The 18450-nt window shown below is 66.0% G+C and carries 18 protein-coding genes; 7 read left to right on the top strand and 11 right to left on the bottom strand.

Annotated features, from left to right (window positions below; translation table 11 throughout):
* Positions 1-2: 2 nt before the first annotated feature.
* Positions 3-1079, top strand: a complete 1077-nt coding sequence (locus J6U32_RS08645) for an AbrB family transcriptional regulator (RefSeq protein ID WP_208794723.1) — start codon at positions 3-5, stop codon at positions 1077-1079.
* Between the two features lie 31 nt (positions 1080-1110).
* A complete protein-coding gene (locus J6U32_RS08640; protein WP_208794721.1) occupies positions 1111-2412 on the top strand; it encodes a saccharopine dehydrogenase family protein in 1302 nt (433 codons plus the stop codon).
* 9 nt (positions 2413-2421) lie between these two features.
* Here J6U32_RS08640 and J6U32_RS08635 read toward each other — a convergent pair whose 3' ends face one another.
* Both J6U32_RS08635 and J6U32_RS08630 read right to left on the bottom strand, forming a co-directional pair.
* Positions 2422-3078 carry a PaaI family thioesterase gene (locus tag J6U32_RS08635; RefSeq protein ID WP_208794719.1) on the bottom strand — a complete coding sequence of 219 codons (657 nt, stop codon included), beginning with the start codon at positions 3076-3078 and terminating at the stop codon, positions 2422-2424.
* A 48-nt stretch (positions 3079-3126) separates the two neighbouring features.
* Positions 3127-3300 carry a hypothetical protein gene (locus J6U32_RS08630; protein ID WP_208794717.1) on the bottom strand — a complete coding sequence of 58 codons (174 nt, stop codon included), beginning with the start codon at positions 3298-3300 and terminating at the stop codon, positions 3127-3129.
* Between the two features lie 149 nt (positions 3301-3449).
* Between J6U32_RS08630 and J6U32_RS08625 the strand changes: the two genes are divergently transcribed.
* Positions 3450-4418, top strand: coding sequence for a 1,4-dihydroxy-2-naphthoyl-CoA synthase (locus J6U32_RS08625; RefSeq protein ID WP_208794716.1), 969 nt, complete (start codon positions 3450-3452; stop codon positions 4416-4418).
* A 128-nt stretch (positions 4419-4546) separates the two neighbouring features.
* Entirely contained in the window at positions 4547-5200 is a 654-nt protein-coding gene (locus J6U32_RS08620) for a YdcF family protein (protein WP_208796019.1), read from the top strand.
* Between the two features lie 15 nt (positions 5201-5215).
* On the opposite strand, the gene J6U32_RS08615 is transcribed toward J6U32_RS08620, so the two are convergent.
* Positions 5216-6316: an EAL domain-containing protein gene (locus J6U32_RS08615; RefSeq protein ID WP_244332719.1), complete on the bottom strand. Its 1101-nt coding sequence runs from the start codon at positions 6314-6316 to the stop codon at positions 5216-5218.
* Positions 6317-6919: 603 nt separating this feature from the next.
* Between J6U32_RS08615 and J6U32_RS08610 the strand changes: the two genes are divergently transcribed.
* Positions 6920-8086, top strand: coding sequence for a GGDEF domain-containing protein (locus J6U32_RS08610; protein ID WP_208794712.1), 1167 nt, complete (start codon positions 6920-6922; stop codon positions 8084-8086).
* Positions 8087-8165: 79 nt separating this feature from the next.
* Positions 8166-9317 (top strand): ThiF family adenylyltransferase, encoded by a 1152-nt coding sequence (locus J6U32_RS08605; protein WP_208796018.1) that lies wholly within the window; start codon positions 8166-8168, stop codon positions 9315-9317.
* On the opposite strand, the gene J6U32_RS08600 is transcribed toward J6U32_RS08605, so the two are convergent.
* The 4 genes from J6U32_RS08600 to J6U32_RS08585 form a co-directional block, all read right to left on the bottom strand.
* Positions 9276-10067, bottom strand: a complete 792-nt coding sequence (locus J6U32_RS08600) for a hypothetical protein (RefSeq protein WP_208794710.1) — start codon at positions 10065-10067, stop codon at positions 9276-9278. The genes J6U32_RS08605 and J6U32_RS08600 overlap by 42 nt on opposite strands.
* Positions 10068-10293: 226 nt before the next feature.
* Positions 10294-11427, bottom strand: a complete 1134-nt coding sequence (locus J6U32_RS08595; RefSeq protein WP_244332717.1) for an EAL domain-containing protein — start codon at positions 11425-11427, stop codon at positions 10294-10296.
* Positions 11428-11674: 247 nt separating this feature from the next.
* Positions 11675-13018: a glutamate-1-semialdehyde 2,1-aminomutase gene (locus J6U32_RS08590; RefSeq protein WP_208794706.1), complete on the bottom strand. Its 1344-nt coding sequence runs from the start codon at positions 13016-13018 to the stop codon at positions 11675-11677.
* Positions 13015-14142, bottom strand: a complete 1128-nt coding sequence (locus J6U32_RS08585) for a transferase (protein ID WP_208794704.1) — start codon at positions 14140-14142, stop codon at positions 13015-13017. The genes J6U32_RS08590 and J6U32_RS08585 overlap by 4 nt, the downstream gene beginning before the upstream one ends.
* A 14-nt stretch (positions 14143-14156) precedes the next feature.
* On the opposite strand from J6U32_RS08585, the gene J6U32_RS08580 reads away from it, so the two are divergent.
* Positions 14157-14708, top strand: a complete 552-nt coding sequence (locus J6U32_RS08580; protein WP_208794702.1) for a dTDP-4-dehydrorhamnose 3,5-epimerase family protein — start codon at positions 14157-14159, stop codon at positions 14706-14708.
* Here J6U32_RS08580 and J6U32_RS08575 read toward each other — a convergent pair.
* From J6U32_RS08575 to J6U32_RS08560, 4 genes are read right to left on the bottom strand one after another with little or no spacing between them, the layout of a single operon-like run.
* Complete coding sequence (locus J6U32_RS08575) at positions 14692-15720, bottom strand: NAD-dependent epimerase/dehydratase family protein (protein ID WP_208794700.1); 1029 nt, start codon at positions 15718-15720, stop codon at positions 14692-14694. The two genes, J6U32_RS08580 and J6U32_RS08575, sit on opposite strands and share 17 nt — an antisense overlap.
* A 1-nt stretch (position 15721) precedes the next feature.
* Positions 15722-16369, bottom strand: a complete 648-nt coding sequence (locus tag J6U32_RS08570) for a PIG-L deacetylase family protein (protein ID WP_208794698.1) — start codon at positions 16367-16369, stop codon at positions 15722-15724.
* Positions 16366-17184, bottom strand: coding sequence for a glucose-1-phosphate cytidylyltransferase (locus J6U32_RS08565; RefSeq protein WP_208794696.1), 819 nt, complete (start codon positions 17182-17184; stop codon positions 16366-16368). The genes J6U32_RS08570 and J6U32_RS08565 overlap by 4 nt, the downstream gene beginning before the upstream one ends.
* Positions 17181-18437 (bottom strand): class I SAM-dependent methyltransferase, encoded by a 1257-nt coding sequence (locus J6U32_RS08560; protein ID WP_208796017.1) that lies wholly within the window; start codon positions 18435-18437, stop codon positions 17181-17183. Before J6U32_RS08560 ends, J6U32_RS08565 begins: the two co-directional genes overlap by 4 nt.
* Positions 18438-18450: the final 13 nt, after the last annotated feature.

Raw genomic sequence — 18450 nt, 5'->3', positions numbered from 1 at the left:
CAGTGCGTCGTTGGATCGGATTGGCCCTCGTCACCGCGATCGCCGCATATCTTCTCGAACTCCTCGACGTCGACGCCGCCGCCCTGTTCGCCGGCCTGGTGGTCGCCGCCGTCCTCGCCATCGGCGGACTCGCCCCGCGCGCTCGTACCGATGACCCCGACGCCCCCGTCGTCCCCCGACCCCTGTTCCTGGCAGCGCAGGGGGTGCTCGGTGTCTACATCGGCACCATGGCCGACCCGAGCACACTGTCGGGACTGGGATCGGCGTGGTTACCGGTACTCGTCATCGGGCTCGGCACCTTGGCCCTGTCGGTGGCCGGCGGAGCCCTGCTCGGACTGCACCGACAAGTCGATACCCTCACCGGCGCACTGGCTCTGGTCGCCGGCGGCGCGTCCGGACTGGTGTCACTGACCCGTGAACTCGGCGGCGACGAGCGGGTCGTCGCCGTCGTCCAGTACGTGCGCGTGGCGTTGGTGACCCTCACCATCCCGCTGGTTGCATCGGTGGTGTTCGGTGCGTCGGCGAACGGCGTGGCGCAAGCGTCGCCGAGCTGGTCCGATCAGGGCTGGGGGCTGGTGCTGCTGGCGGTGTGCGCGGGCATCGGCGTGCCCGTCGGCCGGCTCATCCACCTCCCAGCGGCCGGCCTGCTCGGTCCGATGGCGTTGTCGACGACAGCCGAACTGACCGGACTGGCCGGCGACGCCGCGATCTCACCGATCCTGCTCGCGATCGCCTACGCGTTGATCGGCTGGCAGGCCGGGCTGGGGTTCACGATAGAGCGGCTCAAGGCGATCGGGCGCATCCTGCCGCCGGCGATCGGTCTGATCCTCGCGATCGGGGTCGGCTGCGGACTGCTCGGCGTGCTGTTGTCGTGGTGGACCGGCGAATCGATGTTCGACTGCTATCTGGCGACCACCCCGGGCGGCATCTACGCGGTGCTCGCCGCGGCCACCGCGGCCGGCGGCAATGTCGCCTTCGTGGTGGCCGCGCAGATCCTGCGAGTGCTGTTGATGCTGTTCGTGGCACCGTTCGCCGCGCGCTGGGCCGCCCGACGGCGCCCCGGACCAGCCGCGCTGTGACCGATCTCGCACGACGATTACCCTCGACGCCATGAGTGGGGAGAATTCGTCCGAGTCCGGCACACCTGAACCGACAACCACCACGCCCGCCCGCGAGTTCGACGTCGTCGTCTTCGGCGCCACCGGCTTCGTCGGCGAGCTGACCGCCCGCTATCTCGCCGAGCACGCGCCCGCCGGCACCAGGATCGCGCTGGCCGGCCGCACCGAGACCAAACTCGCCGAGGTCCGCCGACGCCTTCCCGCCACGGCTTCGAGCTGGCCGCTGATCGTCGCCGACGCCTCGTCGCCGAGTTCGCTCGACGCGATGGTCGCCCGCACGCGGGTGGTCTGCACGACGGTCGGCCCCTACCTGCGCTACGGCGAGTCGCTCGTCGTCGCGGCCGCCACCGCGGGCACCGACTACGTTGACCTCACCGGCGAGGTACCCTTCGTCCACTTCTCCATCGACAAGGCCCACGAGACCGCGCAGGCCACCGGTGCGCGCATCGTCCACTCCTGCGGATTCGATTCGGTCCCTTCCGATCTCGGCACCTATCTGCTCTATCGCAAGGTCGCCGACGACCACGCGGGCACGCTCACCGACACCACGATGGTGGTCAAGTCGATGCGCGGCGGCGTCTCCGGCGGCACCATCGATTCGATGCGGGTGATCGCCGAGGAGGCCAAGGACCCGCAGAAGCGACGACTGCTGCTCAATCCGCAAGCACTGTCCGGGGATCCGGGCGACACCCCGAAGGTCAGCATGTCCTCGGAGCCCAGTGACATCGCGGTGGTACGCGCCCGCACCGTCGACCCGTCGTTGTCGGGGACCCTCGCGCCATTCTTCATGTCGTCCTACAACACGCGCGTCGTGCGACGCTCGAACGCGTTGCTGAACAACGCCTATGGCCCTAATTTCCACTATGCGGAAACCATGAACGTCGGCGGCATCCCGGTTCTGTCGGCGTTGATCGCCGGCAGCGTCAGCGTCGGCACCGGAGCGTTCCTGGGCGCGATGAGCTTCGGCCCGACGCGCCGGCTCCTCGATCGCGTGCTGCCCAAGCCGGGTAGCGGTCCGAGCGAAAAGACCAGGGAGAAAGGCTTTTTCGTCACCGAAACCTACACCCGCACCAGCACCGGCCGTCGGTACCGCTCGCAGATGAGGCTGTCGGGCGACCCGGGATACAAGGCCACCGCGGTGATGCTCGGCGAGAGTGCGCTGACCCTGGCCCTCGACCGGGGTCAGCTCCCCGCCCGCAGCGGCGTCCTCACCCCCGCCGCCGCGATGGGCGATGCGCTCGCCGACCGTCTGCGGGCCGCGGGAGCGAGCTTCGACGTCCACGAGTTGACGTAACCGAGACGCCTACGGCTGCCCCGGCTTCAGCGCGATGAACAGCGCGTCGAGGTCGGCACACAGCCGGTCTCCGTCGTGCAGTGTGCCCTTGACGAAAGCCTTTCGGCCGTCCAGGTTCTCGACCCAGGTGTGCATGCGCAGCGGGGTCCGCAGCGGCGTCAACGACCGGTAGCTGACGGTGAGATAGGCGGTGCGGGTGATGCCCTGCACGGCCAGTGCCGACGCCATACCGCCGAGGTCGTCGAAGGCCACCGCGACGTGACCGCCGTGCGCGGCGTCGTTGCCGCCGAGGTGGAACGGACGGAAGGTCACCGAGGCAACCACGCCGTCGGGGCCGCCCTCGCTGATCTCGTACGGCGGCAGCGTGATGTTGCCTCGCGCGGGCAGATCGATGCGGGTGCCCGCGGGCGAGCGCCATTCGTCGATCTGCACGTCCTCGAGGCGCTTGTTGAGCGCCCGCACCTGGTCGATGAGTTCGTCGGTGATCTCCGGCGTCGGGCACGCGTAGCGCGCCAGGTCCATCAGCCGCCGGATCTCCTCGCTGAATTCGCCGTAGCGCGGGCCGCCGCGGTCGGTGGTGATGTCGATGCGGGCGCGGAATCCGCCCTCGTGCGGCGAGTCCGCGTCGGCGGGCACGGCCCAGCCCGATTCTGGCGAAGAAGTCATGCCAGACACCGTATCGGCGCCGGTCATCGGCGTCGCAGTCGGCGCGGCCTAACGGTGGTGGTGACGGGTGCTGCCGACGGCGTGCAGATCCACGTGCGCGGTCGCGGTCGGCGCCTCGCGACGGTCCCGGAGTTTGATGATCGCGCCGATGAGCAGGGCGAGCACGACCGACAGCGCCACCCACACGGCGACGACGATCAGCACGATCTCCCACACACCCACGTCGCCAATATGCCAAAAAGCGCTGGTGGGTGGCCACTCATCCGAGAAGAAACCCGCCAAATTCTAAGAAACCGGCGTTCGGGCGCCCCGAACGGCCGCCGCCGAGGTGTTCGCGGGCGGCCCGAGATCGGTGTCCTAACCTGAACTCCATGAGCACCGATGCCGCTTCCGCCACGCCGACTCCCTTCGATCCGAGCCAGTGGCGTCCAGTGACCGACCTCGGCGAACTCACCGACATCACCTATCACCGCCACGTCGGTACCGCCCGCGCCGACGGCATCGTGCGCATCGCCTTCGACCGACCCGAGGTCCGCAATGCGTTCCGGCCGCACACCGTCGACGAGCTCTATCGGGCCCTCGACCACGCACGGCGCACCCCCGACATCGGCACGGTGCTGCTCACCGGCAACGGACCGAGCCCCAAGGACGGGGGGTGGGCGTTCTGCAGCGGCGGTGATCAACGCATCCGCGGTCGGTCCGGCTATCAGTACGCGACCAGCCACGACACCGACGTCGCGGCGGCCGGTGCCGAGGGCGTCGACGAGGCGCGCGTGAAGGCGGAGGGCGGCCGCCTGCACATCCTGGAGGTCCAGCGCCTCATCCGCACGATGCCCAAGGTCGTGATCGCCGTCGTCAACGGTTGGGCCGCCGGTGGCGGTCACTCCCTGCACGTGGTGTGCGACCTCACCCTCGCCTCACGCGAGCACGCCCGCTTCAAGCAGACCGACGCCGACGTCGGTTCCTTCGACGCCGGCTACGGCAGCGCATACCTCGCCAAGCAGGTCGGCCAGAAGTTCGCGCGCGAGATCTTCTTCCTCGGCGAGGCGTACGACGCGAAGACGATGCATCGGATGGGTGCGGTGAACCGGGTGGCCGATCACGCCGACCTCGAACGCACCGCCATCGAGTGGGGGCGCACCATCAACGGCAAATCGCCCACCGCGCAACGCATGCTGAAGTTCGCCTTCAATCTCACCGACGACGGGCTCATGGGCCAGCAGGTGTTCGCCGGTGAGGCCACCCGCCTGGCATACATGACCGATGAGGCCGTCGAGGGCCGGGATGCGTTCCTGCAGAAGCGCTCTCCGGAATGGGACGCTTTTCCGTATTACTACTGAAGCACCGCCGATCCCACCGGCTGATCACCACAGATGACAGCGGCACAGATCACTACGTCGGTACGGTGCGCGATCACCGATCCGCGGCCACAATGGGTCGGGTGAACCCGAGGACACCCGAGCCCACCGTGTCCTCGTCGGCGACCGATCCCGATCCCACGGCCACCCGGCACTCCGACTCGCCGGACCGGCCGGTCCGTCGACGCCGACTGCTGCGCCGTGTGGTGATCGCCGTGGTGATCGTCGCCGTGCTCGCGGGAGCGGCGTTCTACGGGTTGGGCTATCAGCTGTTCTACCGCGACCATTCCGACCCGCTGCGCAAGGTCGACGCCATCGTCGTGCTCGGTGGGGAGCACGACGGCCGTGAGGATTACGGTCTACAGCTCGCCCGCGAGGGATACGCCTCCACGGTCCTCATCTCCGACCCGTACATGAACGACCACTATCACCGCACCGGCGCCGAATTGATGCAGCGGGTGTGTTCGTCGAGCACCGCATCGATCGAGGTGATCTGTTTCGACCCCGATCCGTCGACGACGCGGGGCGAGGCGATGGAGACCCAGCGACTGGCCCGCCAACGCCACTGGCACAGCGTGATCGTCATCAGCTGGCGGTTCCACCTGGTTCGCGCCCGCTACATCTTCGGCCAGTGCTTCGACGGCGACGTCGTCATGCGCCCGGTGCCGCGGTCATATCCGTCGTCGCTGCGGTACTGGAGCTTCCAGTTCGCCTACCAGTTCGGTGGTCTCGCCAAGGCCGCCGTCCTCGGCTGTGACAAGTAGTCCGGGAGACGACGCTCAACCGAACAGCGCCGACGACGACGCGGGCCGCCCGAAGTGGTATCCCTGCGCATAGTCGAATCCCAGGTCGACGAGCAACGGTACGACAGCCGCGTCCTCGACACCTTCGGCAACCGTCTTCGATCCCGTCGCACGGGCGACGTCACAGATCGCGCGGACCACCGCCACCGTGGTCTCGCTCTCCTCCTGACAGTCGCTGTCGAGGGAGTTCACCAGGTCTCCGTCGACCTTGAGGACGTCGACCGGCAGATCGAGCAGGTAGCTCAGCGCGGAGTACCCCGACCCGAGATCGTCGACGACGATGGTGCACCCGGCCTCGCTCAGCGCGGTGACGGCGTGGGCGGCGTCGCTGGCGATGCGGATCACCTCGTCCTCCCGCAACTCGATCCAGAACCGCGCCGGATCGGCTCCGCTGGCGCGGACCTGCTCGATGGTCGACTCGACGATCGCCGGGTTGAGGAGTTGGCGCTGGGAGAAGTTGATCGACACGAAGGAGTCCGATCCGGCCGCCGTGGTGATCCCGCGTGGGAGTTCGGCGACGGCCGTCGCGATCGTCGAGGTGCTGATCGGCCCCAGCAACGCGGTGCCCTCCAGGATCGGGAGGAACTCACTCGGGCCGGCCTCGTTGCCGTCCCGCCAGCGCATCAGCGACTCGTACCCGGCGACTTCGTGCGACGGTAGATGCACGATCGGCTGATAGTGCGGCGCGAAGTCGGCAACCTTGGCCCGCGAGAGCCGCAGCACGGTGGTGCGCAACCGGTCGACGGTGGCGAGCATCTCGTCGTCGCACACCTCCAGTGGTGTCTGCCGATCGATCGCCGCCGTGAACGCGCATTCCGCGCACCATTTGCCCACGCCGTTGTTGAGGTCGCGGGACAGATAACGGGGGGAGGCCACCCCGGTTCGCGTGTCCAGGAAATACCGTTCACCGCCCAGTTCGACAATGTGGGCGCCGCCGCGGAGTTCACCGATGAGGATGTCGAGTTTCTCGTCGCCGGATGCGGTAGGAACCAATTCATAGTCGAGGTCGGCCACCCGCAGCATCGCGATCGCGGGCCCGACACGCGCCATCAAACCCTCGATGAACCGAGCGGCCACCGCTCCGGCCAGCTCTCGGCCGAATGCCCCGGTCAGTCGGCGGAATGGATCCGCTTGGACAACGATATGTCCGTGTCCCGGCACGCCCAGACCACCCTTGCTTCGGTTTGCGTTCGACCCGGAGTTCCGGATGATCGGATCATAGACGCTGGACATAGCCGGGAGTCGCTTTGGCTGCGCACGTTACCTCCACGACACCTCACAACATTACCGGCCGTGACCAGCCTCACCGCACCATAAAATAGGAAATATGCGGTTGCCGAGCCGGGTTCACGAATACGACTATTCCAATAGGTCAATGCCAACGCCGAATTGTTTCGCCTGGCCCGAATTCCGACTGTTCCGTTCAGACCGATTTCTCAGATTCGCCCAATCCGCCATCTGGTATCTTCCTCCTACGGGGGTTGCACACAGCGTCGAGAGTTCGCCTGGCGAAAGATCGAATCCACTGCGGCGGATCTCGATCAATCTCGACCAGACCAAGTGGAGTGGAGTGACTTTGCGGCTCGTCGGTGCGTTAACCCCTCATCACCGTCCGGTCACATTGCGATCCGCGTAACCCCGTCTGCGCCCTCCACAACGACTGGTCGACCCCACTCCCCGATGAGACTTCAGCCTCCCGACAATTCGAACACCGGATTCCGCTCGTCCGAGCTGGTCCCGGCCACCAAGGGTGTCGACGGCCCCTCGTTCGCCCGAAGCTTCGACCAGCGCACCATCGGCGTGCTGGTCAGCGAGACCGGAGCGATCCCATTGATCCTCCTCGGACTGCTCTCCTCGACGTTTCTCAAACCCCATTGCCAATGGGTGCTCGTGGTCATCGGCATCTACACCCTGCTTTCGGTTGCGATTACCGTCTACGCCCGACGCCTGTCCGACCGCGGATTCGCCCTTCTGAGTTTCGGCGGCATGCTCGGTGTGGCGGGATCCGCACTCGTGATCGCCGACAACGGGGCAGCATTGGCGGTGCTCGTCCTGCTCGCGGCGATCCCCGCGCTGTCGGCGATGGATTCCTCGTTACCCGTGGTCCTGGGGTTCGTGCTCACCGCAGCGGTCCTGGTGTGTGTGGTCGTCTCCGTCCGGGCAACCTCGACGACCGCATTGATCGTGGGTGGCGGAGCCGCACTGATGGCCATCGCGGTGCCGACCTATCTGGTCACCAGCCTGCGCCGGCGACTGACTGCGCTGCTACACCAGCAGGCACAACTGAGCGTGACCGACCCGCTGACCCTCGCACTCAACCGCCGCGGACTGCTCGATGGTGCGATCCATCTATTCCGTAGCGCGGCCACCGCCGGCAAGCACGTCGCGTTCTTGGTGGTCGCCGTCGACTACTTCAAGAAGTACAACGACACACACGGACATTCGGCGGGTGACGCCATACTGGTCGAGATCACCAACGCCATCCAGAACGCAGTCCCGCCGATTTCTCTGGTCGCCCGCTCCGGCGGCGAGGAATTCGCGATTCTGACCACCACCGACGACGCCGTTGGATTGTCACGGCTGGCCGAAGAGGTTCGACTGATGGTGGCTTCCACCACCGATGCCACGGTGAGCGTGGGCGGGGTCTGCGCGACGATCATCGAAGCGACCCACGACTCCGACCATCCGACGCTGTCCGAGCTGATGGACCGTCTTTCGGCCCAGGCCGACCAACTGCTCTACGCCGCGAAGGGTTTGGGCCGCAACCGCGCCGAGACCGCGTACGTGGCCCCGTCTTATTGGCGACATCTGCATTCGTCGCCAGACGAGCCTGATGACGGCCGCTGACCCTCGAACAGCCGACCTGCTGTCCGTACCCAGCATGACCCTGTCCGGGGATCAAACCCGGCCGATCCCGGAGGTGCCCGTGGTAGAAATTCTCGATCCGACCGACGACCGGCTTCGAATCACCGAGTTGCACGAATCGCCGACCATCTCGTTCGTCGATGGATGGACACACGCGGGTCCCGAACTCTCGGTACTCGATCGACTCGATCACGTCGATCCTGAGGTGGCGGCACCCGAGCCGGTGAACCTCTCCGACGAGCACTCTCGCGAACGCCTCAGTCGCTACATCCTGTTCCCCTGGCGCGCGACGTTGGTACGGCTCCCCGACGCCGACATCTACCACCGGCTCAAGACCGCCCGCAACCGACATCTGTTGACCGGCCGCGAACAGCAGCTCTGGGGCAGCGCAGTGATCGCTGTTGCCGGCCTCAGCGTCGGCTCGTCGGCCCTGACCGCCGCCGCGCTGACCGGGGCACGCCGATTCCGCATCGCCGACTCCGACGAGCTCGCGCCCACCAACCTCAATCGCATCGTCGGGTCGGTGACCGATCTCGGTGTCAGCAAGGTCGAGCTCGCGCGCAGGCGCATCCTCGAGGGCGACCCGTATGCCCAGGTCACGACGTTTCCCGACGGTTATCGTCCCGACCTGGCCGAGGCGTTCCTGGGCTCGGCGGCCTTCGCGGGTTCCACCGAGGAGCTACCGGCCTCGGTGATCATCGAGGAGATCGACGACGTCGCGATGAAGATCGACATGCGGCGACGCGCCCGTGCGGCCGGGGTGCCGGTACTCAGTGCCACGGATATGGGCGAGGACGTCGTCCTCGACATCGAGCGCTATGACCTCGACCCGGACTATCCGATCTTCCACGGCCGCGGTGAGGGCTTCTCGGCCGGCGACACCGCCGACCCCGCTCAACGACTCCGGATGGCACTGGCCATCGTCGGTGACGAGGTCACGCCTCGGATGGCGTTCTCCGCAAGCCAGCTCGGACGCAGCGTCGCCTCGTGGCCGCAACTCGGGTCGACCGCCGCGATGGCCGGGGCACTCGTGGCGACCGCTGCACGCAACATCGTCTGCGGTCGGCCCGTCCGCTCCGGCCGCTATCGGTTCGGCATCGAGGAGATTCTTCTCGGTTCCGATGCGGGGGCGAGCGAAGGATGGAACGAGCTCGGCCGGGCCGAGTTCGCCTCAGCGGCGCAGGCCATGGGCGAGGGCACCGGAACGAGCTGACGCCGAACGGTCGTGGTGACGCACCGGCGGGCGGGCGCCCCACGCCTGCGAGTTCGGGTAAATCGCGGCCAGCCGGTCGGCCTCGTCGCGCATCCGGTCCCAGACCTCCGGCGTCGTCGCCGACTCCAACGTGGCCCGCTCCCACCACATCAGCTGGGTGCGATAGCGCTCGTCGGGGAACGGGGTGGCGGGCACGCTCGGGTCGACCCGGCCACCACCAGAGGTCCAGCGCTTGAGAACGTGGTCGGCGGCCGTGGCCATCATGTGCTCGACGCCACACATCTCCATGATCGGCAGCCCCAGCCGGGAGAGCTGTCCGACGACCTCCTTGGCGATGGGTGACCGCTCATCGGTCCAGGCCGTCTTGACCTCGACGATGCCGCCGTCGAGACGTTCCTCGATGGCGTTGACCAGGTGGACCTGCCCCGGTTGACCTGCCCACTCCTCGAGCGCGTGCGTCTGTGCCGCGGCGGCGAAGCGGGGCTGCACACGCAACCCGCCGACCACCTGATGCGCGTTGTCGAGGACGACGAAGAACATCACCGTCTCCTCTCCCCCCACCACCCGCTCGTAGTCCAGAGCGGCCGCACAGCCGTACCGCGTGTAGGCGTTCTCCGCACCCCGCAGGTACTCCCGCCAGAGCGCCGGATGCATGGCCGGGGTGGCCGCCCGCAGGGTGTAGTTCGGTGTCACCATGCCGCGGATCGCGGAGTCGTGACGGGGAGTGATGGTGCGCAGAGATGCGTCCATGAGGCGTGCTTCTTTCTGAGAAGGTCGACCACGGCGCTGTCTCTGCACGACGCGGTCTTGATTATGGTGAATACAATTCCCGTTCGGGGGACGTCGAACGGAAAATGGACCATCACAGATCTTTTAATGCATCCGGTGAATTCCCCGCGCTTCACAGGAGGCGTCTGTTGTGGCGCCATTCGGTCAGAATACGGGTACAGCCGCGTTCGGAGAACTTTAAGCTGAGCTAAAGATGCCCGTCAGGGTCGGTAGGAACCTCAGTCCTGCGACCGAAGAGATCGGCGGCTGCCGCGGGACGGCCGAGCAGATAGCCCTGACCAAGGTCGAAACCGAGGTCGTTCACCTCGGCGAGTTCGGCCTCGGTCTCGATTCCCTCAGCGACGACGCGCAATCCGGTGGCTTTCGCCATCGTGCAGATCGCATCCACCACAGCACGGTCGGCGGTGCTATCGGCCAACGGGGTCACCAGGGTGCGATCGACTTTGAGGATCTCAATCGGCAAATCCCGGACATACCGCAACGCCGAAAATCCCGAACCGAGATCGTCCACGCAAATCGTGCATCCAAGATCATGCAACGCAAAGAGCGTGCGCGCAGCAGCCCCGGCGGGCCGAATGACATCGATCTCGCTGACCTCGATCCACACCCTGCGAGGATCCACTCCATAGTCGTCGACGAGTTCGGCGAAGTACGTGGGTAGCGTCTCGTCCCACAATTGCTTGGCGGATAGGTTGATCGAGACGAATGCCTCATCGCTGTGCGCGCCACCGATCCGACTGCCGAGGTCGGCAAAGACCGCCCGGATGGCACGGCGACCGATTGGAATGATCAGTGAGGTCGCCTCGGCGACCGGCATGAAGACATCCGGACTGCGGACAGTACCCGCAGTCGTCCAGCGCAGCAACGACTCCCAGCCCACGGTGACGTTATCGGACAAGCGGACGATCGGCTGGTAATACACCGGGAAATCGTCGTCACCGGACGCAATGAGTGCGTTCGCCACGGAGATCTCACGCCTAAGTGATTGGGCCAGAGAAGGACTGGCGATCACTGCACTGAGACCCTCGACGAGCGCCCGGGACAGTGCCGCGTCCGCGGCGGAGACGATCTCCTCCTCGGTAGCGGCCGCGGGGAAGTCCGCGGCGCGCACGATCCCCATGGCGACCTCCAGGAAATGCGCCGAGCCATCGACATCCACAGCGTGCGAACCGTAACTCCACGGCTGGTTCAGCAATTGTGAGGCGGCGTCGTCGGTGTCGTCCAAGTAGGCGAGCCACTCAAGATCGGCACGGCGAACATACTCGACGGCGGCCCCTATCCGAATCGAAATGTCACTTATGAACGCCTCGGCGATGTCCACCGAGCGCTCCCGGCCGTAAGCCACAGCGACCCGGTGATACGGGTCGGCCGAAATCGCCACTACCAGGACGGTCCGGGTCACGCGTCATCACCGCGACCCCCTGGTCCACCCCCAGACCGGTCAGCCATCATGGACCCAGCCTACGGGCCGGGGTGATCTCCAGAAAGCATTCCGGACCGCCACAGTGTCAAGGTGGTGTGAAATCTGACGGGCCGGACGATGCCGGACCCACCCGAGATATGTCCGCTCAACTGCACAGACGGCGCGGCGCCGCACTACGCCGCATCGCGGGGGCGACCGGGCGGCCGCGGAGAAATCTGTCCACTGAGCCCGCTTCCAACGCCCGCGAATATATGGGCAATGCCCCGCACACCGCCTCGATCGTCGCATCCACGTCGGCGTCGGTATGTGCGGCAGAGGTCACGAACGACTGGCCGAGCACTCCGCGTGCAATTATCTCCTGCAAGAACAAGGTGCGGTACTCCTGCGACGGCAGACCGTCTGGACCCCGGGTGACGAACACCAGGCACGACGGCCTGCCAATCACCGACACTGCCTCTGCTACGGAGTATTCGGCGGCGGCCGCATTGACCCCGTCGGCAAGTCGACGGCCCGCCGACTCCATTGCCGCCACAGGATCTGTATCACGATAGGCGGCCACCACGGCCCGGAAGGCGGCGAGCGACGCGGTCTCGGGACCGTGCGTCGTCGACAACAGGAACACGCGATCGGCGTCGGTGTTCAACCCGCCGAGCTCCATCAGTTCACGCGAGCCCGCAAGCGCAGAGATCGGGAACCCATTGCCCATCGCCTTGCCCCAGCACGACAGATCCGGTGTAACGCCGTACACCGACTGCGCACCGTGCTCCGACCAGCGGAATCCGGTGATCATCTCGTCGAACACAAGGACCGCGCCGTGTCGGTCGCACAGCTGACGAACGCCCTCGAGAAAGCCCGGCTTCGGTTCTGCGGTGGCCGTGGCCGCCTCAAGGATGACCGCCGCGATCTCATCGGGGTGCTTGTCGAACACCTTGCGCAACGACTCGAGATCGTTGTAGGTGAATCGCGGGTTGTTGGCATAGGCGTTGTCCGGGACACCCGCGGACATCTCGGTGGTCCCGATGAACCAGACGTCCACCGAGAAAAAGGGGTGCGAGCAGATCGCCACGCGATCACGACCGGTCGCCGCCCGCGCCAGCCGGACCGCCGCGGTGGTGACATCGGAACCGTTCTTGGCGAACTTGACCATGTCAGCACCCGGGACGAGCGCCAGAAAGTCCTCGGCGGCAGAAGCTTCCAGCGTTGTCGGGCGGCTGAAATTCATACCGTTCAGGCTCGCGGCGTACGCCGCGTCGACCACTGGCCGATAGCCGTGACCCAAGGAGACCGAACGCAGCCCGATACCGTACTCCACGTAACCGTTACCGTCGGCGTCCCATACCCGCGCGCCGGAGCCGCGCACCAGAATCGGAGCCATGCCGTCGGGATATTGATCGGCTCCCCGGGCATAGGTGTGTGCACCGCCGGGGACCATGTGATGCAGCTGTGCCTGCAGACGATTCGATTCGGTGAAGACTCGGCGCTCGATCATGTGGACGTCCTCTCACCAACTCCAGGCGGTATGTCGTATGCATCCGGCCCATCGACGACCCATCGGCCCGCCAGTGCCGGATACCGGCCCGACACCTCACCCAACAGGTCGGGCACGGTGAGCAGCACCTGGTCCGGAGCGGCGGCCACAAGATCATCGGGCGAGATGATCGGAATGTTGCAGCCGGGCATGCGCCGGCCCTGCTTGTCAGGCGAGGCGTCAGCGATCGCGCTCAGCAATGACGAATCGACCCCGGCCAGGCTCAGCAGAGCCACCACTCGCGACGACGCACCGTACCCATATACGCGCACCCCCGCGGTGCGTTGCGCCCGAAGCCATGCAACAAGACCATCGACATGACCGTTGATCGCCGACTGCAGGGTTCGCACAATCGCGGGTTCGGTCATGTCGGCTTCACGTTCGAGGATCTCGGCGGCCTTGCCGTCCGGCTTCACATCGCCGGGCACTGCGGCAACCATGATGGTGCCGCCGTAGAGGTCGTAGGTCCACGCGGTGGCCACACTCATCCCGACTGCTCCGAGGAGGCGCTGCAAGGACGGCAGCGAGTAGTAGGCGAAGTGCCCGTGCCGTAGAGCATTCCACTGTCCTTGCGTGACGATCGTGTGCAGCGAATGGAATTGCAGCAGCAAAACCCCGTCTGGAGCAGTGACCGCGGCGCGACGAACGAACGCCGCCGCTTGGTCAGCGTCGTGCATGATGCCGAGCGAATCGATCACCACGTCCGCCCCGCCCGGATGATCGTGGGGCACCTGGGCGAAACCCCGATCGGTCAGATGGGGTATCCAGGTCCCGCCGTGCGGGCTGCCGAATTCGGTGACCGTCCGACCACGGAGGAATCCTGCGGCCGCAGCGTCGGCCACCGCTGCAGCCGCTTGATCGATCAGGGCCTGCGGTTCGATGCCGCGCGCCTCCTGGACCACGGTGTCATCGTCCACCAACTGCGCCAGACCGCATCGGCCGCACAGCGCCATCGCCGCCGGATGAGCGGCCTCCGCGGGCGACACCGGTTGCGCGGCAGGCGGAAAGTGGTCGGCGGCGGGCACCGACCCCAGTTCGAGTACTCGCGTGAGTTCGGTTCTGGCACACGCCCGGCAGCCGCTCATGCGACGATGACCTCGTGCGAATCGATACCACCGAGTTGGCAGATGTGCTTGTGATGACGCCCGATGTGCATCGCGACGATCGAGGACTGTTCACTCGCACCTTCGACGCCGAGATCTTCGACGCGTACCTCGACCGTCCCGGTGCTGCAGCGACTTTCATCCAGGACTCGCAGTCGCGCTCGGCGGCCGGGGTGATCCGAGGAATGCACGGGCGTTCCGGCCGCGGCGAGGCCAAACTCGTCCGCTGCGCTCACGGAGTCGTTCACGACGTGGTGATCGACATCCGGCCTGGCTCCCCGACATTCGGCCATCATCAGTCCTTCCGTCTCGACGATGAGGAGTTCGCTCACCTCTACATCCCAGCGGGATTCCTCCACGGATTCCAGGCTCTGGTGACCGCCGACGTGTGTTATCGCATTGACCGCCCGCACGATCCCGCCGAGGACATCGGCGTTGCCTACGATGATCCCGATCTCGTGATCGCCTGGCCGGCACCGGTCACCATGATCTCCCCGCGCGATCGGTCGGCGGGCAGCTGGCATGACTTGCTCACGCACCTGCGGTGATCCGGCGCATCGTGGGATCGAGATGGCCGCCGTCGCGCAGCGACTGCAGGCGGGCCAGCCTGGTGAACCGTCGGGTGAACGCGTCGGCGGTCAGTCCGTAAGCGGTGTATGCCTCGAACAATTCTTTCGCGCCCGCCGGGATCGTCCACTGCGCCTCGAAGCCGAGTTCGTCACGGGCACGCGAGAAATCGACGCGATACGACCGCGGATCCGGCCCGCTTTCACCGGTGATCAGCAGGGTCGAACCGGGCACCGTCTGTGCCACCCCCTCGGCGATCTCGGCGACGGTCAGGTTGTTCGCCTCAGTGCCGACGTTGTAGGCGCGGGCACCGACCACCTCGGCCGGCGCGGTCAGACAGACGATGAATGCCCGCGCGATGTCCTGTGCATGCACCAGCGGACGCCAGGGCGTCCCGTCCGACAGCACGCGCACGTCACCGGTGAGGACCGCGTGGCCGACCAGATTGTTCAGCACGATGTCCGCGCGCAAGCGCGGGGAGAAACCGAAAGCCGTTGCGTTGCGCAGGAAAACCGGAACAAAGCTCGAGTCGGTAAGAGCGGCGACATCGGCCTCGACACGCACCTTGCTCTCGGCGTACGGCGTTAATGGGTGCAACGCAGCGTCCTCACCGACGAGTCCCGCACCGGCCGCGCCGTACACCGAACACGTTGACGCATAAAGAAATCGTCCGACACCGGCATCCTTGGCCGCGCGTGCCAGTCGCACCGATGCGTGATGGTTGATCTCATGAGTGACGTCCGGTTCGAGCGCGCCGAGCGGATCATTCGATAGTGCCGCAAGGTGGACCACCGCATCGAATCCGATGAGCTGATCGGGCGTCACGTCGCGCAGGTCGGCACCCACCAGCGGCGGGTCGGCGGGCACTGGCCCCAGGATACAGTCGGCGAAGTAGCCGTTGTCCAGGCCCGCCACCTCGTGTCCGGCCGCGATCAGCATCGGGACCATCACGGTACCCAGGTATCCCTGGTGTCCGGTCACCAGAACACGCATGTCATTCTCCTATTCGCAGGATCGCTTTGTCGAGGACGAAGGCCTCGGCATGATCGTTGCGACACTGGACCCCACGCAGCCGTGACAAACCCAGGAAGGACGCCTCGTCGAACCAGTCGTGCGGCAACTGCGATCGATAGTGTTCGTGCAGCAGCCGAACCTTCTCGCGGGCAACATCTTCGGCGATCGGAACGAACACGGTCGGGGTCGGGGTGTCGGTCTCCCATTTGAGGATCTCGTATCCCAGTGTCAGATGATCACGGAACTCGGTCGGCACGAGTTCGGCGAGTAGTCGGTGATCCTGGTGCGCGTCGCGGCGTTGCGGCGCGAATACCAAGCTCGGATCGGTATCGCGCCGGAACGCTCCGAGAGCATCTTTCACCTCGTTCCACTGTGCCGGCGTGCGACCGTCGGGGAAATCGAGGATCGTCAGATCGATGTCTGCGCCCGGGCAGAACGCCGCGAGCGCCGCACGTTCCTCGACTTCCCGCGCAGTACCCGCACCGGTGAGGACCAATGCGCGGACACGCAGACCCGGGTGGGCGCGCGCCATGGTCAGCAGCGTTGCGCCCATCCCGATCGGGATGTCGTCGCAGTGCGCGGCCAGCAGCGCGACCTCAGCAATGATTCCGGTACGCACGTCGATCATTGCGCCGCCGAAATGTCCTCGGGGAGATCCTGATCGGACTCCCGACCCTCCCAGAGCATCCACGGGCAGTCGCCGCGGTGGTAGCGGGCATCGAGTTCGGCTCGCTCCTTGAACGTGTCGGCGGGCTTCCAGAATCCGGTGTGGCGGTATGCGAACAGACGGGCTTGCCGGGTCAGCGCACCACACACGTCGGCGACCAGGTCGCCCCCCTCGGGAAGGTGATCGAAGATCTCCGGCGTGAGTACGAAGAATCCGCCGTTCTCCCAGATCGGGAACTCCGACACGGGCGTGATCGCCGTGACGACGCCGTCCTCGGTCGCCTCCACGCAGTGGAAGGACGACTGCGGCGGGACAAGCATCATCGATGCCGCCGCACCACGGCGTTTCACCTCGTCGATCATGTCGTTGAGCGGCGCATCGGTGAGCACGTCGGCATAGTTGGCCAGGAAGTACTCGTCATCACCGAGAAAACGGCGTACCCGACGCAATCGCTCACCGATAGCCGAGTCGATCCCGGTGTCGACGAAGGTGATCGACCAGTCACTGATGTCGGCGTCGAGTAGTTCGACCTCACCATCGCGCATGACGAAATCGTTGGAGGCGGTCTCCCGGTACTCGAGGAAGTACTCCTTGATGTGGGTGGCTCCGTATCCCAGGCACAGGATGAACTCGGTGTGCCCGAAATGCGCGTAGTACCGCATGACGTGCCAGATCAGTGGCCTCGGACCCACCATCTGCATCGGCTTGGGGACGAAATCGTCGACGCTGTTGCGCATGCGCATTCCATGACCACCACAGAACAACACGACCTTCATGAGCAACGACCTCCGGCGGACTCGGCATCGTGGGAAACTCTTCGAAGCTGCGGTAGCGGGTACACCAACTCGGCGCCCCAGTCGGCGACGTGGCGCAGTTGTGCGGTGATCTCGGTCTCGAGGTTCCACGGCAGGACCACCACCACATCCGGTTTATCCTCGTCGATGCGGCCAGGCGGATGAATCGGAATCCGGGTGCCCGGTGTGAATCTGCCGTGTTTGTAGGGGTTTCGGTCGACCGTGTACTCCAACAGGTCGGGACGGATGCCGCAGTAGTTGAGAAGGGTGTTGCCCTTGCCCGGCGCCCCGTACCCGACGACCCGTTTGCCCAGCGCGCGCTGATCCAGAAGGAACCGCACCAGTTCCTGGCGAATCGACTCCGCCTTGTTTCGCAGTCCGAGGTATCCCGCCACCTCGTGCAGGCCTGCGGACCGCTCGATCTCGAGCGCGATCGCCACGCTGGTCTGCGGCACCGCGCCGACGGCATCGGGTCTCGCCCACAACCGGATCGAGCCACCATGGGTGCTCAGCATCTCCACGTCGACGACGACCAATCCGGCGGTCGCCAGTGCCCGCGAGGCGCTGAGCACCGTGTAGTACTGGAAATGCTCGTGGTAAATGGTGTCGAACTGCCCCAGCGACACCAGGTTCAGCGCGTGATGGACCTCGATGCTCACCCACCCGTCATCGGCAACCAGGGCACGTAGCGAGCGGGTGAATCCCAGCAGGTCCGGGACGTGCGCGTAGACGTTGTTGGCGACCACGAGATCGGCGGGCCGGCGCTCGACCCGGAGACGCTCGGCGAGTCCCTCATCGAGGAACGCCGTCTCGGTCGGCACCCCCTTCGCGCGCGCCGCCTCCCCGACATTTGCCGACGGTTCGATTCCGAGACAGGCGATTCCGTCGTCGACCACGTGACGTAGCAGATAGCCATCGTTACTCGCGACCTCGATGACGAACGAATCGCGGTCGAGTCCGACGCGCGTCGTCGCCGCATCGACGAATGAACGAGCATGTGCCACCCAGGAATCCGAGTACGACGAGAAGTACGCGTACTCGGTGAAGGTATCCTCCGGGGTGATCAGAGCGGGTATCTGCAGCAGCAGGCACTCCTCACACAGGCGCAGGTGCAGCGGGTAGGTCGGTTCCATCTGGTCGAGACCACTTGCGGTCAAGAACCGTTCGCAGGGCGGAGACGCCCCCAGATCGAGGATGCTCCGCAGGCGGGAACTGCCGCACAGCCGACAGATCATGGGACCATCGGTG

Source organism: Gordonia polyisoprenivorans, assembly GCF_017654315.1.
GTDB classification, from domain to species: domain Bacteria; phylum Actinomycetota; class Actinomycetes; order Mycobacteriales; family Mycobacteriaceae; genus Gordonia; species Gordonia polyisoprenivorans_A.
The sequence above is the reverse complement of the archived record's forward strand: the minus strand, read 5'-3'. Positions and strand labels throughout refer to the sequence as shown.

What these genes read in the sequence shown, in the direction of transcription:
- J6U32_RS08565 (WP_208794696.1), bottom strand. Translation starts at nt 17,184, where the DNA reads ATGAAGGTCGTGTTGTTCTGTGGTGGTCATGGAATGCGCATGCGCAAC.
- J6U32_RS08570 (WP_208794698.1), bottom strand. Translation starts at nt 16,369, where the DNA reads ATGATCGACGTGCGTACCGGAATCATTGCTGAGGTCGCGCTGCTGGCC.
- J6U32_RS08575 (WP_208794700.1), bottom strand. Translation starts at nt 15,720, where the DNA reads ATGCGTGTTCTGGTGACCGGACACCAGGGATACCTGGGTACCGTGATG.
- J6U32_RS08640 (WP_208794721.1), top strand. Translation starts at nt 1,111, where the DNA reads ATGAGTGGGGAGAATTCGTCCGAGTCCGGCACACCTGAACCGACAACC.
- J6U32_RS08625 (WP_208794716.1), top strand. Translation starts at nt 3,450, where the DNA reads ATGAGCACCGATGCCGCTTCCGCCACGCCGACTCCCTTCGATCCGAGC.
- J6U32_RS08610 (WP_208794712.1), top strand. Translation starts at nt 6,920, where the DNA reads ATGAGACTTCAGCCTCCCGACAATTCGAACACCGGATTCCGCTCGTCC.
- J6U32_RS08600 (WP_208794710.1), bottom strand. Translation starts at nt 10,067, where the DNA reads ATGGACGCATCTCTGCGCACCATCACTCCCCGTCACGACTCCGCGATC.
- J6U32_RS08590 (WP_208794706.1), bottom strand. Translation starts at nt 13,018, where the DNA reads ATGATCGAGCGCCGAGTCTTCACCGAATCGAATCGTCTGCAGGCACAG.
- J6U32_RS08635 (WP_208794719.1), bottom strand. Translation starts at nt 3,078, where the DNA reads ATGACTTCTTCGCCAGAATCGGGCTGGGCCGTGCCCGCCGACGCGGAC.
- J6U32_RS08560 (WP_208796017.1), bottom strand. Translation starts at nt 18,437, where the DNA reads ATGATCTGTCGGCTGTGCGGCAGTTCCCGCCTGCGGAGCATCCTCGAT.
- J6U32_RS08585 (WP_208794704.1), bottom strand. Translation starts at nt 14,142, where the DNA reads ATGAGCGGCTGCCGGGCGTGTGCCAGAACCGAACTCACGCGAGTACTC.